We start from the raw sequence: 19,709 nt of genomic DNA, 5'->3' as shown, positions 1-19,709 counted from the left end.
GCCAACCAGCGCACATTTCGCCGCCGCCGGCCGTATGTTCAGGCTTTCGTCGCGATAGGTCTGGCTCAATGCCCTATCCAAAGTTAGGATGAATCGTATGGATGCTGACCGTATCCTGTGTCCGTTCATCCGGGGGTAGAGCAGTCGTGATTTCCAGATTCGTAATGGGCGCGGCCCTTCTGGGCCTGATGGCGGGCTGCACTTCGGAGTGGGATCCTGGCCGGGCGGCCCGAATGGGCGCCGCAGGCGACGCCGTACATCCGCAGAGCGCCGACGGAATCGCACGCATGGCAATGGCTTCCCGTGCCGCTGCTTTGCCGGCCTCGGGCACTTTCGCCTCCTTGCCCGATCGCGGCGCGCTGGCGGCTTACGACCGCCGCACCAAGCCCCGCATCAGCGGCGCCTACCGCGCCTATTCGGTGCGCTTGAGCGAAGAGCACGCCCTCAAGGCAGCGCGCATCGGTGGGCAGATAAAGTTGGTGGCGCCCAACGGCGAACCGGTCGACCTCGCCTACGAGCGCCATATCGAGCATCCCGACGGCAACTGGACCTGGATAGGCCGCGACGCCAGCGGCGCGGATGCCGTCATCACCTTCGGCGCCAAGGCGGTTTTCGGCAGCATTCCCCTCGATGGCGAAGAACCGCTGCGCCTGACGATGGCCGGCGGCCGTTCCTGGCTGGTGGAGACGGACAGCGACAAGGTGGTGGACGCCGATCACGCTGCCATGCGCGCCTCCGGCAAGCCGGATTACTTCATCCCGCCCAAGCTCGCCATCGGGGCGGCCGCGGACAAGGCTGTCGCCGCCAATCCGCAGGCCAACACATCCGCGGCGGCCGCCGCGGCCGCACAGACCACGGTGGACGTGTTGCTCGGTTACACCAACGGTTTCGCCTCGGCATACGGCGGCCAGTCTCAGGCGGTCACCAGGCTCACCAACCTGGTCGACATCGCTAACCAGGCCTACGTCAACAGCGCCGTCAGTGCGCGGCTTCGCCTGGTCGGCACGGTCGCGGTCACGTACACCGACGCCAACGACAACGGTATCGCTCTGGAAAAGCTGAGCGGTTTCAACGACAACGGACCGATTCCGCCCGACCCGGCCTTCGCCGGTTTGCGTGCGGCGCGCAACACGCTCGGCGCCGATCTGGTCGCGCTCGTGCGCGACTTCCGCACGCCGGAGAACGCCGGCTGCGGCATCGCCTGGCTGATCGGCGGCGACCAGACCCCGATCGTGCAGGCCGATGAGCCCTATGGCTATTCGGTGGTCAGCGACGGTTCGGATGTGGATGAAGGCGACGGCAACACCTATTTCTGCCGGGACGAATCGCTGGCGCACGAATTCGGCCACAACATGGGCCAAGCCCACAATGTCGATGACAGTTCCAGTGCCGGCGCGCATGCCTATTCCTACGGCTACCGGGAATCCACGACGAACGGCTTCTATACGGTGATGGCCTACCGGCTCGCCGGCAGCAACCAGTTCGCGATCCGCCATTTCGCCAATCCGGCCGTGCAATACAGCGGCCGCGCTACCGGCGTGGCCAATTCGGCCGACAACGCGCGTAGCATGAACCAGACGATGCCGATCATCGCGACGTTCCGTGCCGCGGTATCGCCGACGATGAAACGCAACGACGTCAACGGCGACGGCAGGTCGGACCTGTTCTGGCGCCAGCCGAGCACGGCCAGATTCGCCTATTGGCTGATGAACGGCGCCGCCATCACCAGCGCGGTGGCATTCGACGGAAGCAGTTCTTACGCTGCGGTCGGTACTGGCGACATGGACGGCAACGGCCGCGCGGACATCGTTTGGCACAGCGTCAGTGGCCAAGTCGCGATTTCGTTCGGGCAATCGTCGGGTGGCTTCAGCACACAGGTGATCCAGACCCTGAGCGCCGCGTGGAGACCGCTGGGCACAGGCGACGTGAATGCCGACGGCAAGACCGACCTGTTCTGGCGGAATACGAGCACCGGCCAATTCGCCTATTGGCTGATGAACGGCCCGACCATCACCACCGCGACCGCATTCCCCGCCAGTGCCTCCTATACGGGGCTTGGCACCGGCGATCTGGACGGTAATGGCCGGACGGACGTCATTTGGCAGAACAGCGCCGGCCAAACCTCCGTCTCGCTCGCCCAGACTTCAGGCGCTTTCGTCACCCAGAGCATCGTAGTCATCGACCCGCAGTGGACATTCGCGGGTACTGGTGACGTGAATGCCGACGGCAAGGCCGACTTGTTGTGGCGCCAGCCGAATACGGGCAGGTTCGCATATTGGTTGATGAACGGCTCGACGATCGCGGGCTCGGCTTCGTTCGCGGCCGCCAGCGGCTTGAATGTCGTCGGCAGCGGCGACATGGACGGCAACGGCCGCGTCGATATCGCATGGCAAGGCGCCGGCGGCCAAGTAACGCTGTGGTTGGGGCAGAGCAACGGCGGCTACGTCAGCCAGTCGGTGACCACGCTCACCGGCTGGACGCCTTTCCCGCTGAAGTGATCCGCCGCCGGATCGCGCCGGCCGCTTTTTCGCCAACGCATGGATGCCGGCTTCGCCGGCGTCCGGGTGCCGCCTGCACTCACAGGTTCTGGTAGTTGGGCCCGGACCCGCCTTCCGGCGTCACCCAATTGATGATCTCGTACGGATCCTTGATGTCGCAGGTCTTGCAGTGCACGCAGTTGGCGGCGTTGATCTGCAGGCGTTTGCCGGCGCCGTCGTCGACGATCTCGTAGACGGCGGCGGGGCAGAAACGGGTGCACGGATTGCCGTATTCCTCGGTGCAGCGGGTGACGCAGATGTCGGTGTCGGCGACCCGCAGGTGTACCGGCTGGTCTTCGTCGTGCGCCGTGGCGGCGTAGTAGACGCCTTGCAGGCGGTCGCGCGGCGGCAGATCGCGCTGCACGTAATCGCGCTTGGGCCGTTCGTGCCCGCCCAGCTTCTCCAGCGAGGACCAGTCCGGCTTGTTCTTCAGCGTCCACGGCGACAGGCCGCCGGTGACCGTTTCCCAGGCGGCGTTCAACATGCCGAACCATAGCCCGCGCTTGAAGCCCGGCTTGACGTTGCGCACTTTGCGCAACTCCTTCATCGCATCCGAGGCGCGCAGCTTGGCGTCGTAGCCGGCGCAGTCCAGCGTTTGCGCCAGATGCTCGGCGGCGAGCATGCCGCTGCGGATCGCCTGGTGGGTGCCCTTGATCTTGGGCACGTTCAACAGGCCCGCGGTATCGCCGATCAGCAATGCGCCGGGCATCTCTGTTCGCGGCAGCGACTGCCAGCCGCCGGTGACGATGGCGCGCGCGCCGGCCGACAGCACATTGCCGCCTTCGAGCAGCGACTTGACCGTCGGATGGTTCTTCCACTGCTGGAAGGCTTCCCAGGGCTTGTAGTCCGGATCGCGGTAGTCGAGGCCGCTCACGTAGCCCAGCGCGATGCGGTCCTTGTCCAGGTGATACAGGAAGCTGCCGCCGTAAATGCGGTTGTCGGCAGGCCAGCCGAAGCTGTGCACGATCTTGCCCGGCGACACGCGCCCGGCCGGCACCTGCCACAGTTCCTTGATGCCGATCGAATAGCCCTGCGGATCGCTGTCCTTGTCCAGCCCGAAGCGCTTCACCAGCCGCTTGGTCAGATGTCCGCGCGCGCCTTCGGCGAGCACGGTGACCTTGGCGCGGATGTCGATGCCGGCGGTGTAGCCGGGCTTGTGCGAACCGTCCTTGGCCACGCCCATGTCGCCGATACGCACGCCGACGACCTTTCCGTCGCCGTCGTGCAGCGTTTCGGCGGCGGCGAAGCCGGGATAGATCTCCACGCCCAGCGCCTCGGCCTGCGGCGCCAGCCACGCGCACAGCGCGCCCAGACTGACGATGAAGTTGCCTTTGTTGTGCATGCCGGGCGGAATCGGGAGCTTGTATTCGCCGGTCTTGGTCAGCAGCCAGAATTCGTCTTCGGTGGCGGGCACGCAGATCGGCGGCGGCGCGTCGCGCCAGCCGGGCAGCAGCGCATCCAGCGGACCGGGCTCGATCACCGCGCCTGACAGGATATGCGCGCCGACCGTCGCGCCTTTCTCGATCACGCAGACCGACAGGTCCGGATTGAGTTGCTTGAGGCGGATCGCGAACGACAGCCCGGCCGGACCGGCGCCGACAGCGACCACATCGTATTCCATGACGTCGCGTTCGGCCTCGGGCTGGGTCACCGCGTCCGTGTTCATCGTTTCGTTGTTCTCGCTCATGCTGGCAGCCCGGCTTGCATGGCCGCGATTGTCGCGTTTTTGGCGTGAAGGCGGCAAATGGCGGGCCTTGGGCCATTGTTCGGCTGGGGTTTTTCGTAAGAGCGGCTTTAGCCGCGAGCTCTTGGGCGCCGGATCGTACTGGCAAAGCTCGCGGCTAAAGCCGCTCTTACGAAAAGCCGCGGCGTGTTAGCGTCGCGCCATGCCCTTGAAGCCATGGCTACTGGCCGACGCCGACCTCGCTTTCGATCCGCATTGGTTGACGGCCGAAGCGGCGCAGGCGCTCTTCGCTGGGCTATTGGCGCATGTGCCCTGGGAAGTCCACCGCATCCGCCTGTTCGGCCGCGAGGTCGATTCGCCGCGGTTGAGCTGCTGGATCGGCGATCCGGACGCGGCCTACACCTATTCCGGTTCGCGCTTCGCGCCGCGGCCCTGGCCGGATGCGCTGATGCCCATTCGCGAACGTTTGTCGCTCGAACTGGGCATCGGATTCAACAGCGTGCTGGCCAATCTCTATCGCGACGGCAGCGACTCGATGGGTTGGCATAGCGACAGCGAGGCCGAATTGGGCCCGCAGCCGACGATTGCGTCGGTGAGCCTGGGTGCGACGCGGCGGTTCGCGCTGAAGCAGCGCCGCGACCCCTCGGTGAAGCTCGCGGTCGATTTGCCGCCCGGCAGTCTGCTGGTGATGCGCGGCGATACCCAGGCGAACTACCGGCATGCGTTGCCGCGCACGGCCAAGCCGGTCGGGGCGCGGATCAACCTCACTTTCCGCCGGATCGTTCCGGGCGTCCGCTCTTCGTAGGAGCGGCTTCAGACGCGAGCTCTTTCCCTCACGTTCGCGCGATCTAATGGGAAGAGCTCGCGGCTAAAGCCGCTCCTACGAAAAGCCGCTTTGCGAAGAGAGATTCAGCGCGCGCGCCCGTCGCCATGGACACGGATATGCGCTTCTCCGGAGGTCAGCACCCAGCCGTCGATATCGCGTGCGATCTGCGCCAACGCCGGTTCGAAGGACGCAGCGGCGTCTTGCACGGCGGTACTGGCCGCGGCGTGCGTCGCCAGGAAAGTGCGCGAGGCCACCACCTGCTGGTCGATGCTGTGCAGCAGCTTGGCATTGACCTCGACGGTCGCGGTCGGCGCCGCGCGGCCGGCGTAGTCGGCTTCGAAGCGGCGCAGATCCATCACCAGCTTGAAGTCCGCGGCGATGCCGCTGCCCTGGCGAGCGACCGCGGGGATCTTGCCTGAGTCCTCCAGTCCGCGCAGCACGGCATCCTCCAGCATGTCGGTCGGCGTCTTGGCCCAGCTTGCGCCGCGGTAGACCTGGATCTCGCCGGGCGTCGGCCGCACCGCGATGCGCAAGGTGTCGCTGGTCCGCGAGGCCGTGGCCGGCGCGATGGCCAGCTGCCAGGTCACGTCGGGCCAGGCGGGATCGGCCTGGATGCGCGGATCGGGCGCATAGATGCTGGCGCGGTCGCGCGGCGATCCGTTGCCGAGGATCGAACACGCCGGCAGCGAGACCGCCACCAACAATGCGAACGTCGCGCAAGCGGCGCGTTTTGCGATTCCCGATTCCCGATTCCCGATTCCGGTAGTCATTTAGGTTCGAACTCCTTGGGGGCGTCGCGGCCGAGCAGATAACGCGCCGGGTTGGCATCCAGGCGATCGCTGACCCTGCGCAGGTCGCGGATCAGCGAACGCAGTTCGCCCAACGTCGGCCCGAGCTGGCCCAATCCGTCGCTGGCGAAGCTGTGGATGGCCGTGCGGTTCTCGCTGAGGATGTTGTTGGCGCCGTTGGCGGCCGAATCCAGCCGGGTGAGGGTGCTGTCGAGCTTGGCGATCAGGCCCGGCAGCTTCTGCACCAGTTCGCGGTCCACGTTGTTCACCGCGCGGTCGGTGGTGGCCAGCGTCTTGGACAGCTGCTCGCTGGACTGGCGCGCGTTGACGATCAGCGCGCGCAGGTCTTCGCGCTGGTCGGCGATCGAACCGGTCAGCGTTTCGATGTTCTCCAGCGTCTGCGCGATACGCTTGACGTTCTCCTCGCTCAGCACCTGATCCATGCGCTCGACCAGGCGGTTGGCGGTATCGGCGATGTTCTGCAGCGCGGACGGCTGGGTGCGGATTACCGGCACTTCGCGGTCGGACGTCTCGCGCAGCGGCGGGCTGCGCGGGTCGCCGCCGGTGAGCTGGATGATCGGGCTGCCCGTGAGGCTGGTCATCGACAGCTTGGCGGTGGTGTCGGTCTTCACCGGCGCGTCGGCCTGCAACTTGAGCCGCGCGATGACCTGGCGCGGATCGTTCGGCGCCAGCCGCAGTTCCTGCACCGTGCCGACCGCGATGCCGTTGTATTGCACGCTGCTGCCTTCGGTCAGGCCGGTGACCGGCTCGTTGAAGACCACGTCGTACTCCTGGAAGCTTTTTTCCGAAGAGTATTTGGCGGCCCACAGCGCGAACAGCAGGCCGAAGATCGCCACCGCGATGGTGAAGGCGCCGATCAGCACGTAGTTGGCTTTGGTTTCCATCGTCACATCGCCTGTGTCTGGGTGCGCTGCCCGTTGTTGCGGGCTTCGCGTTCGCGGGCGTCCTGGGCCGCGCGCGCGCGCGGGCCGTGGAAATATTCGTGCGCCCACGGATGTTCTAGCTTTTCCACTTCCGCCATCGGCGCCACGGCGATCACCTTGCGGTCGGCCAATACCGCGATCCGGTCGCAGATAGCGTATAGCGTGTCGAGATCGTGTGTGATCAGGAACACGGTCAGCCCCAGCGCCTGCTGCAGGGTCTTGATCAGCTGGTCGAAGGCGGCCGCGCCGATCGGGTCCAGGCCGGCGGTGGGCTCGTCAAGGAACAGCAGCGGCGGGTCCAGCGCCAACGCGCGCGCCAGGCCGGCGCGCTTGCGCATGCCGCCGGAGAGCTGCGAGGGCAGCTTGTCCAGCGCATCGGCCGGCAATCCCGACAATTTCACCTTCAACAGCGACAGCTCGTAGCGCAGCGAGTCGGCCATGTGCGGGTAGTATTCCTTCAGCGGCACCTGCACGTTCTCGCCGACGGTCAGCGACGAGAACAATGCGCCATCCTGGAACAGCACCCCGGTATTGCGTTCGATGTGGCGGCGATCGGCGGGATCGTCCGAACGCGCATCCACGCCCAGCACTTCGATCTTCCCTTCGTCCGGCCGGCGCAGCGCCAGGATCGAGCGCATCAGCACCGACTTGCCGGTGCCCGAACCGCCGACCACGCCGAGGATCTCGCCGCGGCGCACGTCCAGGTCCAGCCCGTCGTGGACGACCTGTTCGCCGAAGCGGTTGACCAGGCCGCGCACGGAGACGATCGGTTCTTCGTTGTCGTCGTGTCGTGCCATCACCAACCCATCTGCATGTACCAGATCGCGGCGATCGCATCGAGCACGATCACCAGCGAGATCGTCTGCACCACGCTGGACGTGGTGCGTTCGCCGACCGACTGCGCCGTGCCTTGCACTTGCAGGCCTTCCAGGCAGCCGATCAAAGCGATCAGCAGGGCGAAGATCGGCGCCTTCGACAAGCCTACCCACATGTGCCGCATCTGGAACGTATCCTGCATGCGCGCCAAATACGCCTGCGGCGGGATGTCCAGGCTGAAAGCGCCGACGGTCAGGCCTCCGGCCAAACCGGACACCATGGCGATGAAGGTCAGCAGCGGCAGCATGATCAGCAGCGCGATCACGCGCGGCAGCACCAGCAGGTCGATCGGATCCAGGCCCAGGGTGCGGATCGCGTCCACCTCTTCGCGGCTGACCATGGCGCCGATCTGCGCGGTGAACGCGCTGGCGGTGCGGCCGGCGAGGATGATCGCAGTCAGCAGCACGCCGAATTCTCGCAGGAAGGCGATGCTGACCAGCTCGACCACGAAAATGGTCGCGCCGAAGTCGGCCAGGATGTTCGAACCCAGGAAAGCGATCACCGCGCCGACCAGGAAAGAGAGCAGCACCACCAGCGGCACCGCATCCAGGCCCACCTGTTCCATGTGGAAGACGGTCGCGGTCGGGCGGAAGCGGCGCGGCTCCTTGAACATCCGCACCATTTTGGCCAGGTTCTCGCCCATGAAGCTGACCAGCGCGATGATTTCGTTCCAGTTGTCCTGCACCGCCATGCCCAGGCGGGCGAGGGCGGCTTCGAAGCCGTAGTCGCGCTTCTTGCGCGGGCGGTCGTCGGCGACGTCTTCGATCGCGGCGACCAGGGCTCGGTGATCCTCGCGGAATACGATCGCGTCGTAGTCCAGGCCGCGCCGGCGCAGGAAGCGCAACAGCAGCAGCACGCCGGCCGAGTCGAGGCGGTCGATGGCGCTGGCGTCGATCGATCGCGCGCCTTCGGGCGCGCCGCGCAGCGCCTCGGCGATATGGCCGGCGAAGCGCAGCGTCCAGCGGCCGCGCAGGCGCAGACGGCCGTCGTCGCCGTCGTCGACGGTGATCTGCGGTTCGGCGTTGGCGTTGGAGGCGGGCATTCCGGGCGGAGTTTCCCACGGGCGGCGTGAATACGGCTATCCGTCCCCGGTCCGGCTGCGTCCCCGCAGTCGGCATGCGATCCTGTCGCTTTCCCGTATCCGGACCGCCCGCGCGTGTCGATCTTTTCTCCCGCCAGCGAACGTTACGCCGCACGCGTCGAATTCGTCGTCGACCTGGCCGCCCGGCTGCACAGCTACGGCACCACGGCGCAACGGCTGGAAGCCGCGGTGGTGGCGGTCGCGCAGAAGCTGAAACTGGATTGCCAGCCGTGGTCCAATCCGACCGGCATGATCCTGTCGTTCAGCGATCCCTCGCGGCCGCCGGGCGACACCGACACCACCCGCGTGGTCAGGCTGGCGCCGGGCCAGACCGATCTCTACAAGCTGTGCGAGGCCGATCGCATCGCCGAGGAGGTGATGGACGGCCGCCTGGACCTGGCCGGCGGCCAAGCCGCGTTGCAGCGGCTGGACCGCCAGCCGAGCGTGCGCTGGCGGGCGATGCAGATATTCGCGTTCGGCCTGGCGGCTGCGGCCGTCGCGGGCTTGCTGCGCCTGCCCTGGCTGGATATCGCTACGGCCGGCCTGACCGGCTTGTGCATCGGCGCGCTGGAGCAATGGTCGGAATCGCGACCGCGGCTGAAGGAAGCCAGCGATGCGATCGCGGCGATGCTGGCCAGCGCCATCGCGATCCTGGTCGCGGCCTATGTCGGCGCATTGAATCTGAACACGGTGATCATCGCGGCGCTTATCGTGCTGCTGCCGGGCTTGGCGCTGACCAATGCGGTCAACGAGTTGGCCAGCCAGCACTTGGTCTCCGGCACTGCACGTTTTGCCGGCGCGCTGATGATCGTCCTCAAATTGGCCATCGGCACGATGATCGCGTTGACCGTGGCGCAATTGCTCGGCATCGAGCCGGCGGTGCGCAGCCTGCGGTCGCAGCCGGTGTGGGTGGAAGGCGGGGCGCTGGTGCTGGCGGCGTTCGCGTTCGCGGTGCTGTTCCGCGCGCATCGCCGCGACTATCCGATCGTGATGTTGGCTGCGGCCACCGGCTATCTGGTATCGCGCTTCGCCGGCGACGCCTGGGGCAGTCCGGTCGGCATCTTCTTGGCTGCGCTGACGCTCACGGCCGCCGGCAATGCGTATGCGCGCTGGGGGCAGCGGCCTGGTGCGCTGATCCGGGTGCCCGGCATCATCATGCTGGTGCCGGGCAGTACGAGCCTGCGCGGGTTGTTGAGCCTGATACAGCAGCAGAGCCTGGATGTCGGCCATGCGGCATTGATGACGGTGCTGAACATTCTGCTCGCGCTGATCGCGGGCTTGCTGATCGGCAACCTGTTGGTGCCCGCCCGTCGCAATCTCTGACCCCTCGGCTCTGTAGGGCGGCGCCCGCTCCGCTGCCTTTGCTCCGCCTTTGCAGAGGGGGCTTGCCCCGCTGCCCTTCGCTCTTAGCCCTTCGCTCTTAAGCACTTCGCTCTTAAGCACTTCGCTCTTAAGCACTTCGCTCTTTGGCCGTTAGCTCTTAAGCCGTTCGCTCTCATGCCGTCATCCCAGCGAACGCTGGGACCCATGTTGCTCTTGCCCTTGCCCCTCAGCCGTCATCCCGGCGAAGGCCGGGATCCAGGCCCGCGTCCTGGCGGCTTGCGCTGCGACTCGCGCCATGGACAAAAGCTTCCGGCTGCGCCGGGTCACTTTCTTTGTTGGCCCAAAGAAAGTAACCAAAGAAAAGGCCTGAACTGCGGTGCGATGCGTCGCACCTGAAAGTTCGCCAGCGGACCTGCTTTCGTCGTAGGTGACCTTCTTACGCAGGTACTAGATTTTGATTCGCAGCCTATGGGTGACGTGGCTTTTGCGGAGTTGCGCTAAGGAGTAGTTCTTGTCGATCGCCTCGGATCTGAATGTCGAAGCGACGGAGGAATCCCGAGGGCTGGCGAGCGGTGGCCAAGAACACGGGGTAACCCCTTGCCGGGACACCTTCCAAAGGCCCTTTTTCTTTGGTGACTTCTCTTTTTGGGCCCCACAAAAAGAAAGTAAGTCGGCCGCGGTTTTAGCGGACGAAACCCCGGCCCGAAGGGCCGGCAGGTCGCGAGAACCCCCAAGCAAGGGCAGCGGAGCAAGCTCCGCGCTACAGAGCAACAGCAAATCTCCCCCGGCCCCTCTTTTTCAAAGAGGGGGAGACAAGCCAAGGCGCTGGGTTACTCGCTTCGCTCGCCCTCCGGGCCATCCGCTGACGCAGATGTTCGCTACGGCCTTTGGCCTCCGCAGTCCCGCCTTCGCGGGGATGACGGCCTGAAAGCAACAGCAGCGGAGCAAATCCCGCTCTACAAGAGCGGGGCGTCTTGTCGCGCGGTCAGCGGGTCAACTTGGCGAACAATGCCGTGCGATCCAGGTTTTCGGATTCGCCGGCGCTGCGTGCGCGGTATTCGAACGTGCCCGCCGCAAGCCCGCGCTCGGACACCACCACGCGATGCGGAATGCCGATCAGTTCGATGTCGGCGAACATCGCGCCGGGGCGCAGGCCGCGGTCGTCCAGCGCCGTTTCTATGCCGGCCGCGTTCAACTCGTCGTACAGGGCTTCGGCAGCGGCGGACACGTTCGCATCGTTCTTCGGATTGATCACGCACACCGCCACGCGCCACGGCGCCATCGGCTCGGGCCAGAGGATGCCGGCCTCGTCGTGGTTCTGTTCGATGGCCGCGGCCACGATCCGGCTCACGCCGATGCCGTAGCAACCCATCGACATCGTCGCCGCCTTGCCGTTTTCGTCCAGCACGGTCGCGTTCATCGCTTCGGCGTACTTGCGGCCGAGCTGGAATACATGGCCCACCTCGATGCCGCGCGCCAGGCGCAGCTCGCCGCCGTCGATGGCGCGGTCGCCTTCGACCACGTTGCGGATGTCGGCCACGATTTCCGGCTCGGGCAGGTCGCGGCCCCAGTTGACGCCGGCGAGGTGGTAGCCGGCCTCGTTGGCGCCGACCACGAAATCGGCCATGGCCGCGACTTCGCGGTCGGCGATCACGCGGATCGCCTGCTTCGCGCCGATCGGGCCGAGGAAACCGGGCTCGCTGCCCAGGTACTCGAGGATTTCGGCTTCGGTCGCCAGGCGATAATCGCCCAGGCCCGGCGCTTTGCGCAGCTTGATCTCGTTGACCGCATGGTCGCCGCGCACCAGCGCGAGCACGAAACCGTCGTCCGTCATCACCGCCACGGACTTCACGGTGCGCGCCAGTGCGATGCCTAGCAATGCGGCAACGTCCTCGCAGGTCTTCTGCGTGGGCGTGTCGACCTTGCGCATCGCTTCGCCCGCCGCAGGACGCGCGCCGGGCGCGGCGGCCTGCGCGGCTTCGATGTTGGCGGCGTAGTCCGAACCGGTGGAGAACGCGATCGAGTCCTCGCCCGAATCCGCCAACACGTGGAATTCCTGCGAAGCGTCGCCGCCGATCGCGCCGGAATCCGCCTGCACCGCGCGGAACTTCAGGCCCAATCGCGCGAAGATGCGGCTATAGGCCGCGTGCATGTTCTGGTACTCGCGCGCCAGGTCCTCGTCGGTCAGGTGGAACGAGTACGCGTCCTTCATCAGGAATTCGCGCGCGCGCATCACGCCGAAGCGCGGGCGGATCTCGTCGCGGAACTTGGTCTGCACCTGGTAGAAGTTGACCGGCAGCTGCTTGTAGCTGGACAGTTCGCCGCGGGCGAAATCGGTGATCACTTCTTCCGCGGTGGGCGCGTAGCAATATTCGGCGTCCTTGCGGTCCTTGATCTTGAGCAGCTGGCCGCCGAACTTTTCCCAGCGACCGGTCTCTTCCCACAGCTCGCGCGGCTGGATGGTCGGCATCGACACTTCGATCGCGCCGGCGCGATCCATTTCCTCGCGCACGACGCGCTCGACCTTGCGCAGCACGCGCAGGCCCAGCGGCGACCAGGTGTACAGGCCGGCGGCGTGCTTGCGCAGCATGCCGGCGCGCAGCATCAGCCGGTGGCTGGCGATCTCCGCGTCGGCGGGGGTTTCCTTGGTGGTGTGCAGGTGGAATCGCGACAGGCGCATCGGTGCGGCTTCATGGAACAGGGCCTGGCATTGTGCCATGCAGCAAAGCGTGTCACTGGAACTATGGGAAGGGCGCAGCCCGGGTAAGCGCAGCGCACCCGGGAACGCGCCGCGACGTGGTCCCGGGTGCGCTGCGCTTACCCGGGCTACGTCCTACGTCTCAATCGGGGCTGAAGCCCCCCGCAAAAACAAACGTAGCTATTGACGGCTGCCGTCGACCTGCATGCCAGGCTGCGGATTCATATCGATTTTCTTGTATTTGCGGCCCTTGGGCGGCTTGTCGGTCAGCTGCACCACGCCATCGGCGTCGACCCATCGGTACAACACCGGCCTGGCGTCTTCGGCGTTGGCCGCGGCCGCGCGCTCGGCGCGGGCCTGCTTGCGCGCGGCCTCTTCGGGCGTGTCTCGCGAAAGCCACCAGGCCAGGCCGATGCCGAATGCCAGCCCGACGGCGAGAGCCCAGGTCAGGCGCATGCCAGAAAGCGTCAGGCCGTCAGGGCTTGGCGGACGCCGCCGTGCCGCAATTCGCTTTCAGCGTGGCCTCGGCGAGGGCGGCCTGGTCGCCGCGCTCGGCTTCGGTCAGCGGCCGGTCCGGCTTGCCGTCACCGTCGCTGTCGATCTGCACGCCGCCCTTGCCCTGCAACAGCTTCAGGTTGGCTCGCGCCGTGGCGCATTGCGGGTCTTCGGCGGGTGCGGCGGCGGCCGCAGTCGCGGCGATGCTGGCGCCGTGGTCGTTGACCGCCCTTGTCTGGTAGGTGCCGCTCGGCGGCGGAGTGCTGGAGTAGTGGGTGACGCCATTGGCGTCCTTCCACTGGTAGGCCGCGCCCGATTGCGCCGATACGGCGCCGGCGGCCAGGGCCAGCATCATTCCTAGGGCCAGACGTTGCATGCGGTTTTCCTGCGGGGGCGGATAGGGCGGGGATTGCAGCACCGCGGCCTGGCGGGCGCAAGTCGGTTCGGTCACAGCTTCGGCATGCGGCCGAGCGGCTACACTTTGTTCATGACCGAAACCCTACCGCCCCGCCCACGGTCGCGCAGCATCTACCTGCTGCCGAACCTGTTCACCACCGGCGGCCTGTTCGCCGGCTTCTTCGCGATCATCGCCGCCTCGCAGGGGCGTTACGAGGCGGCCTGCGTGGCGATCTTCGTGGCCGCGATCCTGGACGGCATCGACGGCCGCGTGGCGCGCCTGACCAATACCCAGAGCGAGTTCGGCGTGCAATACGACTCGCTGGCCGACCTGGTCAGCTTCGGCATGGCGCCGGCACTGGTGATGTACCACTGGGCCCTGGTCGAATTGAAGCTGGATGGCCTGACCGCCGGCCGGATCGGCTGGCTGGCCGCCTTCCTGTACGCCGCCTGCGCCGCCCTGCGTCTGGCGCGCTTCAACAGCCAGGTGGCGCAAGTCGACAAGCGCTGGTTCATCGGCTTGGCCAGCCCGGCCGCGGCGGGCCTGATGGCCAGCTTCGTCTGGACCTGCCACGACCTGGGCCTGACCGGCGAAGAACTGCGCTATGCCGCGGTCGCCGTGTCGGTGGTCGCCGGGCTGCTGATGGTCAGCCGCCTGCGCTACAACAGCTTCAAGGGCAGCGGCAGCGGGCCCAAGGCCGAGCGCGTGCCGTTCTTCGCGTTGCTGATCGCGGTGGCGGTGCTGATCGCGTTGTGGATCGATCCGCCCAAAACGCTGTTGGTCGCCGCCAGCCTGTATGCGCTGTCCGGACCGGTGTTCTGGTTCAAGCGCCGCCGGATCGTCACGATGGAAACGCCGCAATGAGTTGGGACGCGTTCCAACGCGATGCGCTCGATGCGCTCGGGCATACGCTGTACCGGCTGGGCGGCGCCGAATCGCCGCCGCCGCCCGATCCAGCCACGATGACAGCCCTGCAACGCGCGGTGCTGCGCGCGGCCGGACACCGCGACCCCGGCGATGCCGCCTTGCAGCCGATGCTGGCCGCAGCGCAGCGCCTGCGCGCCGATCCTGCGGGCAAGCGCTCGCTCTGGCCGCGGTTGCGGGCCTTGCGGCGGGAAGCCGGCGGATGAGCGCGGTCGCGATCGACGCCGATGCCGGAGGCGCCGCCGCGCTGCGGCCCATGCGCGAGGACGACCTGGACGAAGTGATCGCGATCGAACAACGCGCGTATCCGTTTCCGTGGACGCGCGGCATCCTGCGCGACTGCCTGCGCGCCGACTATCCGGCGTGGGTGCTGATCCAGCGCGACCGGATCATCGGCTACGGCGTGCTCAGCATCGCCGCCGACGAGGCGCACATCCTCAACATCTGCACCGCGCCCGAAGCGCAGGGCCGCGGCCATGGCCGCCGGCTATTGCGATCCCTGCTGCAGATCGCCCGCGGCCGCGGCGTGCGGCGCATGTTCCTGGAAGTGCGCCCGTCCAATCCGAATGCGATCGCGCTGTACCACGACGAAGGCTTCAACGAGATCGGCCGCCGCCCGCGCTATTACCCGGCCAAGGACGGGCGCGAGGATGCGTTGGTGATGGCGATGGAATTGTTTTCCGATCCCTGACGCGCGTTTTCGCCTTTCTCGTGGGCTATAGTCGCCCAGCGCTTCAAAGCGCGTTTCTTGCGTGCGAGCGCGGGTTGTTCGATGAAGTGCCACGAACACACCGCCAGAAGTAAGGTCGCTGCCGTAGCGCACAACATCAGGCCCCAAGGCCCGATGCCAGGCACCAGTTTGATGCTCACCTGTTGCATCGGCCACGCATAAATGTATATGCCATACGAATAATCGCCCAGGCGGTTGAACTGCAGCAGCCGTCCTTTCGGCACGTACGCCACGTACAGCACCAGATATGCGAGCGTGAGCGGATAGATCCAGAAGAACAATGATGGCCAGACGGCCGCCGACATCATTCCGCCCACGCACACCAGCAGCAACGGCAAGGTCATGGGAATGTGGTCGCGCAATTGCCAATACAGCGCTCCGCTGAAAAACATGAAGGCCAGGCGAAAGCTGTGCCAATCGGCGATCCATCCCAGCCGCATGCGCGCAAGTGTTGACGCGAAGTTGTCGAGCCGCCCGGCGTGCACGATCCAGAACATCGCCAAGGACACCGGTACGATGAACAACGTGGTACGGAGTACGAACTTCTCGCGCGGCAGCTTGCTCTTGCGCGAGATCCACCATAGCAACGCCAGGCCGAGATAGCATTTCACTTCGACCGGCAACGTCCACAGCGACCCGTTCACGATGCCGCTCACGGGTTGTCCGATGAACACGCCCGGAAGGCGATATTCCAGTCCCAATAGCAGCAGGACGTTATTGACGGCGAACTGATAGGGCTTGGTGCTGGTGAAGTATTCGGACCACGCCGCTGTCGTGAGCAATGGGCCGAGCAGGAATGCCGTCAGCCAAGCCATGGCCGCCAGCCCCGGCAGGATGCGCCAAGCTCTTGCGCTGAGGAAGGCGCGGTTGTCGCGCAAACGAAGCAAGCTCGCCGTGACCAGGAACCCGCTGGTCACGAAAAACACATCGACTGCGATGCCGCCTAGCGAATAGCCGATGCGCGCGAAAGGTTCATAGGTGCCCATGCCGGCCGAAAGCGGGAAGCTGTGGCTGATAAGAACCGAGTATGCGGCGATGAATCGGATCAGATTGAAATTGTTGTCGTGACCGGCCGCGAACAGTTTCAGGCGCGGCGATGTGCCGGTATTCATCTGATCGGACTCCGTCTACGATCTGCGCCAGGGCAGGGCGGGTCACAAGACGGATTCGCGCGTAGAAACGGCCACGCCGCGGCGGGCGGTGATCGATACCTCGCGGTGTGTGTTAAGTCAGAGGTTTGGTTGGTGCGGAAGGAAGCGCTCGCGGCTGCCTTTAACGATTGTCATCCCGAGCTAAGCGAGGGATCTGCTTTCACGGCGACTCGTGAGCATATCCCTCGCTTCGCTCGCGATGACGTTAAGAAAGGGCCACGATTAACGCGGCTCCCGTAATGACTTAGGATCAGAGACGCGCGCGCTGAGCGGTCAATGCTTCGAGTTGCGCCGTCCAATCGGTCAGGCGCTGACGCTCCTGTTCCACCACCGCGGCCGGTGCGTTGCTTACGAAAGTACCGCTGGCCAGCTTGTTTTCGGACTTTGCCTTTTCGCCTCCGACGCGCTTGATTTCCTTATCCAAACGCGTGCGCTCGGCATCCAGGTCGACCAGGCCCTCTAGAGGGATGTGGAATTTGAGTTTTCCAAGTGGAATCAGCATCGAAGCAGGCAGGGCTTCACCAGCAGGCAGTACGCGAATGGAGTCAAGCTTGGCTAAGAACTTCAAGGCGTCCTGATGTCGAACGATTTGATAAGGGTCATCAAGTTCGCCCTCAACTATTAGCGGTACAAGTTTGAGAGGAGCAATATTCATCTGACTGCGCAAAGCGCGGATCTGATGGGCGGCCGAAAGGGCCCAGCTGAAATCCGAGGCCGCATTTCGATCGGCAATGCCTTGTGCCTGCGGGTATTTCTGCAGACTGATGCTCTTGCCGCCGATTTGAAGTCTGGGCGCTACTTGTTGCCACAGTTCTTCGGTCACGAACGGGGTCAATGGGTGCAGTAGGCGCAGAATGCTTTCCAGTACATAAAGCAGAGTGTGTCTAGTGCTTGCGGCCGCCTCGGCATCTGGCCCATTCAGAGCCTGCTTGCTCGCTTCTACAAACGAATCGCAGTACCAATGCCAGGCAAATTCGTAAAGTGATTGAGCGGCGAGGTCGAAGCGGTAGATGTTCTCTTCATCTCCCATGCCTCGCTCAAAGTAACGCGGAATTTCTTCGCAAAGATCTTCGAGTTTACGAAGAATCCAATGCTCAGCAGGTGTCTTCGGTTGAGGGGTTCCCGAGGCGCTGAACCCTTCGGTGTTCATCAACACGAAGCGACTGGCATTCCACAGCTTATTGCAGAAGTTCTTGTAGCCATCGGCGCGGCCCAAATCGAACTTGATGTCGCGGCCGGGGCCGGCCAGCGCGGCCATGGTGAAGCGCAGCGCATCGGCGCCGTGCGCGGCAATGCCGTTCGGGAATTCCTTGCGCGTGGCCCTTTCGATCTTCTCGGCCATCTTCGGCTGCATCAGCCCGGTGGTGCGCTTGGCGACCAGTTCGTCCAGGCCGATGCCGTCGATGATGTCCAGCGGGTCGAGGATGTTGCCTTTCGACTTGGACATTTTCTGTCCATCCTTGTCGCGCACGAGGCCGGTCATGTAGACGTCTTGGAACGGGATTTTTCCGATCAGCGCGTCGGTCATCATGATCATGCGCGCGACCCAGAAGAAAATGATATCGAAGCCGGTGACGAGCACGCTGGTCGGGAGGAAGTCTTCGAAACCGCGTTCGCGCATCGCCGTCGCGTCGGGCCAGCCCATGGTCGAGAACGGGAACATGGCCGAGGAGAACCAGGTCTCCAGCACATCCGCGTCCTGCCGTAGGGTGGGCCTGGGCCCGCCGCTCTTTTCGGCCGCCTGCGCGATGGCTTCTTCCTCGTTGCGAGCGACATAGACGTTACCCGCCTCGTCGAACCAAGCCGGAATGCGATGCCCCCACCACAGCTGCCGGCTGATGGTCCAATCCTGGATGTTCTCCAGCCAGTGGCGATAGGTATTGATCCAGTTCGGCGGAACGAATTTGATCTCGCCCGGCTTTTCGTCGGTGCCCTCGACCAGTTCGAGGCCGCGCTTCGCCAGATCGTCCATCTTCACGAACCACTGGTCGGTGAGGAACGGTTCGATCACCTGGCCGCTGCGGTCGCCGAACGGCTGCATGATCGGCTTGGCATCGACCAGCGGCGCGCCTTCGGCGTCGGTCACGGCCAGGCCTTCGGCGGTGATCTCGGCGATCACGCGGGCGCGGGCTTCGTAGCGGTCGAGGCCGCGCAGCTCGTCCGGCACCAGGTTCACGGCGGAGGCGTCGCCGATGTCCTCGCCGCGCGCCGCGCGGCCGGCGATGGCGGCGCTGTCGGCGTACGACAGGCCGTCCGTGCGCATCCGCGCTTGCTCGTCCATCAGCGCGTACAGCGGAATGCCGTTGCGCTTCGCGACCTGGTAGTCGTTGAAATCGTGCGCGCCGGTGATCTTCACCGCGCCCGAGCCGAAGTGCGGATCGGGATAGTCGTCGACGATGATCGGGATCAGGCGCCGGTGCCGCTTCGGGCCGACCGGGATCTCGCACAGCTTGCCGACGATCGGCCCGTAGCGCGCATCGGAAGGGTGCACCGCCACCGCGCCGTCGCCCAGCATGGTTTCCGGGCGGGTGGTCGCGATGGAGATATAGTTGCGCGTCTCGCGCAAGGTGACGTTGCCGTCGGCGTCGCGTTCGACGTACTCGTAAGTTTCTCCGCCCGCCAGCGGATACTTGAAATGCCACATGTGTCCAGGCACTTCGCGGTTCTCGACTTCCAGGTCGGAGATCGCGGTCTTCAGCACCGGGTCCCAGTTCACCAGGCGCTTGCCGCGGTAGATCAGGCCTTGTTCGTGCAGGCGCACGAAGGCCTCGGTCACCGCGTCGGCCGCCATCGGATCCATCGTGAACATGCTGCGCGACCAGTCGCCGGAGGTGCCAAGGCGGCGCATCTGGCGCTCGATGGTGTCGCCCGATTGGGCTTTCCATTCCCAGACCTTTTCGATGAATTTCTCGCGACCCAGCGAATCGCGCGTTTCGCCTTTGCCTTCGGCGGCGAGGTTGCGGCCGACCACCATTTCGGTCGCGATGCCGGCGTGGTCGGTACCCATCTGCCACAAGGTGCGGTAGCCGCGCATGCGGTGGTAGCGGATCAGCGCGTCCTGCAGCGTGTGCTGGAAGGCGTGGCCCATATGCAGCGTGCCGGTGACGTTCGGCGGCGGCAGCAGGATGGTGTAGGTCGGGCCCTCGCCCTGCGGCTTGAATACGCCGCTGTTCTCCCACTCGGCGTAGAGGCGGGTTTCGAAGGTTTTGGGCTCGTAGCCGGAACTGAGGGTGGTCATCGTCGCTCGTGCTTCTG

16 protein-coding genes are annotated in these 19,709 nt (G+C 65.4%); 6 read left to right on the top strand and 10 right to left on the bottom strand.

Annotated features, from left to right (window positions below; translation table 11 throughout):
• Positions 1-287 precede the first annotated feature (287 nt).
• A complete protein-coding gene (locus M2650_RS08225; protein ID WP_249473206.1) occupies positions 288-2,498 on the top strand; it encodes an FG-GAP-like repeat-containing protein in 2,211 nt (736 codons plus the stop codon).
• 79 nt (positions 2,499-2,577) lie between these two features.
• On the opposite strand, the gene M2650_RS08220 is transcribed toward M2650_RS08225, so the two are convergent.
• Complete coding sequence (locus M2650_RS08220; RefSeq protein WP_249474312.1) at positions 2,578-4,203, bottom strand: electron transfer flavoprotein-ubiquinone oxidoreductase; 1,626 nt, start codon at positions 4,201-4,203, stop codon at positions 2,578-2,580.
• A gap of 220 nt (positions 4,204-4,423) precedes the next feature.
• Between M2650_RS08220 and M2650_RS08215 the strand changes: the two genes are divergently transcribed.
• Positions 4,424-5,026 carry an alpha-ketoglutarate-dependent dioxygenase AlkB family protein gene (locus M2650_RS08215; protein ID WP_249473205.1) on the top strand — a complete coding sequence of 201 codons (603 nt, stop codon included), beginning with the start codon at positions 4,424-4,426 and terminating at the stop codon, positions 5,024-5,026.
• A gap of 104 nt (positions 5,027-5,130) precedes the next feature.
• Here the strand turns inward: M2650_RS08215 and M2650_RS08210 are convergent, their stop codons facing one another.
• Genes M2650_RS08210 through M2650_RS08195 form a run of 4 tightly spaced genes read right to left on the bottom strand, consistent with a single transcriptional unit; the run spans position 5,131 to position 8,697 of the window.
• On the bottom strand, positions 5,131-5,817 hold the full coding sequence (locus M2650_RS08210; protein ID WP_249473204.1) for an ABC-type transport auxiliary lipoprotein family protein: 687 nt from the start codon (positions 5,815-5,817) through the stop codon (positions 5,131-5,133).
• Positions 5,814-6,740: an MlaD family protein gene (locus M2650_RS08205; protein ID WP_249473203.1), complete on the bottom strand. Its 927-nt coding sequence runs from the start codon at positions 6,738-6,740 to the stop codon at positions 5,814-5,816. The genes M2650_RS08210 and M2650_RS08205 overlap by 4 nt, the downstream gene beginning before the upstream one ends.
• Positions 6,741-6,742: 2 nt before the next feature.
• Positions 6,743-7,576 carry an ABC transporter ATP-binding protein gene (locus M2650_RS08200; RefSeq protein ID WP_249473202.1) on the bottom strand — a complete coding sequence of 278 codons (834 nt, stop codon included), beginning with the start codon at positions 7,574-7,576 and terminating at the stop codon, positions 6,743-6,745.
• A complete protein-coding gene (locus M2650_RS08195) occupies positions 7,576-8,697 on the bottom strand; it encodes an ABC transporter permease (protein ID WP_249473201.1) in 1,122 nt (373 codons plus the stop codon). The genes M2650_RS08200 and M2650_RS08195 overlap by 1 nt, the downstream gene beginning before the upstream one ends.
• A 114-nt stretch (positions 8,698-8,811) precedes the next feature.
• Between M2650_RS08195 and M2650_RS08190 the strand changes: the two genes are divergently transcribed.
• Complete coding sequence (locus tag M2650_RS08190; RefSeq protein WP_249473200.1) at positions 8,812-10,059, top strand: threonine/serine exporter family protein; 1,248 nt, start codon at positions 8,812-8,814, stop codon at positions 10,057-10,059.
• A gap of 985 nt (positions 10,060-11,044) precedes the next feature.
• Here the strand turns inward: M2650_RS08190 and M2650_RS08185 are convergent.
• The 3 genes from M2650_RS08185 to M2650_RS08175 form a co-directional block, all read right to left on the bottom strand.
• Positions 11,045-12,739 carry a proline--tRNA ligase gene (locus tag M2650_RS08185; protein ID WP_249474310.1) on the bottom strand — a complete coding sequence of 565 codons (1,695 nt, stop codon included), beginning with the start codon at positions 12,737-12,739 and terminating at the stop codon, positions 11,045-11,047.
• Between the two features lie 198 nt (positions 12,740-12,937).
• The gene (locus M2650_RS08180) at positions 12,938-13,213 is read right to left on the bottom strand and encodes a DUF4124 domain-containing protein (protein ID WP_249473199.1); all 276 of its coding nucleotides are present in this window, start codon (positions 13,211-13,213) and stop codon (positions 12,938-12,940) included.
• A gap of 19 nt (positions 13,214-13,232) precedes the next feature.
• Entirely contained in the window at positions 13,233-13,628 is a 396-nt protein-coding gene (locus M2650_RS08175) for a DUF4124 domain-containing protein (RefSeq protein WP_249473198.1), read from the bottom strand.
• A gap of 111 nt (positions 13,629-13,739) precedes the next feature.
• On the opposite strand from M2650_RS08175, the gene pssA reads away from it, so the two are divergent.
• From pssA to rimI, 3 genes are read left to right on the top strand one after another with little or no spacing between them, the layout of a single operon-like run.
• Positions 13,740-14,513, top strand: a complete 774-nt coding sequence (gene pssA, locus M2650_RS08170) for a CDP-diacylglycerol--serine O-phosphatidyltransferase (RefSeq protein WP_249473197.1) — start codon at positions 13,740-13,742, stop codon at positions 14,511-14,513.
• Positions 14,510-14,779, top strand: coding sequence for a hypothetical protein (locus M2650_RS08165; protein WP_249473196.1), 270 nt, complete (start codon positions 14,510-14,512; stop codon positions 14,777-14,779). Before pssA ends, M2650_RS08165 begins: the two co-directional genes overlap by 4 nt.
• A complete protein-coding gene (gene rimI, locus M2650_RS08160) occupies positions 14,776-15,264 on the top strand; it encodes a ribosomal protein S18-alanine N-acetyltransferase (RefSeq protein WP_249473195.1) in 489 nt (162 codons plus the stop codon). Before M2650_RS08165 ends, rimI begins: the two co-directional genes overlap by 4 nt.
• Here the strand turns inward: rimI and M2650_RS08155 are convergent.
• Together M2650_RS08155 and M2650_RS08150 are read right to left on the bottom strand one after the other, a co-directional pair.
• Positions 15,198-16,415, bottom strand: coding sequence for an acyltransferase family protein (locus M2650_RS08155; protein ID WP_249473194.1), 1,218 nt, complete (start codon positions 16,413-16,415; stop codon positions 15,198-15,200). The two genes, rimI and M2650_RS08155, sit on opposite strands and share 67 nt — an antisense overlap.
• A gap of 289 nt (positions 16,416-16,704) precedes the next feature.
• On the bottom strand, positions 16,705-19,692 hold the full coding sequence (locus M2650_RS08150) for a valine--tRNA ligase (RefSeq protein WP_249473193.1): 2,988 nt from the start codon (positions 19,690-19,692) through the stop codon (positions 16,705-16,707).
• Positions 19,693-19,709 lie beyond the last annotated feature (17 nt).

This window comes from Luteimonas galliterrae (genome assembly GCF_023374055.1).
GTDB lineage: Bacteria > Pseudomonadota > Gammaproteobacteria > Xanthomonadales > Xanthomonadaceae > Luteimonas_C > Luteimonas_C galliterrae.
Note: the sequence above shows the minus strand (reverse complement) of the source record. Positions and strands in the feature narration are given on the sequence as shown.

What these genes read in the sequence shown, in the direction of transcription:
- M2650_RS08185 (WP_249474310.1), bottom strand. Translation starts at nt 12,739, where the DNA reads ATGCGCCTGTCGCGATTCCACCTGCACACCACCAAGGAAACCCCCGCC.
- M2650_RS08150 (WP_249473193.1), bottom strand. Translation starts at nt 19,692, where the DNA reads ATGACCACCCTCAGTTCCGGCTACGAGCCCAAAACCTTCGAAACCCGC.
- M2650_RS08225 (WP_249473206.1), top strand. Translation starts at nt 288, where the DNA reads ATGGCAATGGCTTCCCGTGCCGCTGCTTTGCCGGCCTCGGGCACTTTC.
- M2650_RS08195 (WP_249473201.1), bottom strand. Translation starts at nt 8,697, where the DNA reads ATGCCCGCCTCCAACGCCAACGCCGAACCGCAGATCACCGTCGACGAC.
- pssA (WP_249473197.1), top strand. Translation starts at nt 13,740, where the DNA reads ATGACCGAAACCCTACCGCCCCGCCCACGGTCGCGCAGCATCTACCTG.
- M2650_RS08205 (WP_249473203.1), bottom strand. Translation starts at nt 6,740, where the DNA reads ATGGAAACCAAAGCCAACTACGTGCTGATCGGCGCCTTCACCATCGCG.
- M2650_RS08165 (WP_249473196.1), top strand. Translation starts at nt 14,510, where the DNA reads ATGAGTTGGGACGCGTTCCAACGCGATGCGCTCGATGCGCTCGGGCAT.
- M2650_RS08210 (WP_249473204.1), bottom strand. Translation starts at nt 5,817, where the DNA reads ATGACTACCGGAATCGGGAATCGGGAATCGGGAATCGCAAAACGCGCC.
- rimI (WP_249473195.1), top strand. Translation starts at nt 14,776, where the DNA reads ATGAGCGCGGTCGCGATCGACGCCGATGCCGGAGGCGCCGCCGCGCTG.
- M2650_RS08155 (WP_249473194.1), bottom strand. Translation starts at nt 16,415, where the DNA reads ATGAATACCGGCACATCGCCGCGCCTGAAACTGTTCGCGGCCGGTCAC.
- M2650_RS08200 (WP_249473202.1), bottom strand. Translation starts at nt 7,576, where the DNA reads ATGGCACGACACGACGACAACGAAGAACCGATCGTCTCCGTGCGCGGC.
- M2650_RS08220 (WP_249474312.1), bottom strand. Translation starts at nt 4,203, where the DNA reads ATGAACACGGACGCGGTGACCCAGCCCGAGGCCGAACGCGACGTCATG.
- M2650_RS08175 (WP_249473198.1), bottom strand. Translation starts at nt 13,628, where the DNA reads ATGCAACGTCTGGCCCTAGGAATGATGCTGGCCCTGGCCGCCGGCGCC.
- M2650_RS08180 (WP_249473199.1), bottom strand. Translation starts at nt 13,213, where the DNA reads ATGCGCCTGACCTGGGCTCTCGCCGTCGGGCTGGCATTCGGCATCGGC.
- M2650_RS08215 (WP_249473205.1), top strand. Translation starts at nt 4,424, where the DNA reads ATGCCCTTGAAGCCATGGCTACTGGCCGACGCCGACCTCGCTTTCGAT.